The sequence below is a fragment of the Paraburkholderia sp. SIMBA_027 genome (assembly GCF_046535315.1).
GTDB lineage: Bacteria > Pseudomonadota > Gammaproteobacteria > Burkholderiales > Burkholderiaceae > Paraburkholderia > Paraburkholderia tropica.
This window is the reverse complement of sequence record NZ_JAWRWY010000545.1, coordinates 1-273: the sequence shown is the minus strand read 5'-3', so window position 1 is coordinate 273 and position 273 is coordinate 1. Positions and strand designations below refer to the sequence as shown.

The following is a 273-nucleotide window of genomic DNA, read 5'->3' as shown; positions in this document are numbered from 1 at the left end:
ATGTGAAGTCCGGAAACGTTTGCACGCACGGACCGGACAGAACCCGAACGGCATGGCGCCGGCGAGCGAACTGCGGGGGAGAGGCGAAGGCGGCAGCGCGCGCGGCACGCCTGAGAAGCGGGGGATACCGGAGGATTCGACGAGATTCGGAGGGTTCGCGGCCGATGCGGGCGCATCACGCGTCGGTCACCCACGCGCCGAACCATTCGCTCGGGCGCGCGATTTCGTCCTGCGCGGCGACGAGTTCGAGTTCGTAGCGGCGCGCGTCGTAGG

The 273-nt window shown here is 68.9% G+C and carries 1 pseudogene; it reads right to left on the bottom strand.

Features of this window, described 5'->3' with window-relative positions:
• Nucleotides 1-175 precede the first annotated feature (175 nt).
• Nucleotides 176-273 (bottom strand): annotated as a pseudogene (locus SB764_RS40185) (pyridoxal kinase); the annotation flags it as partial.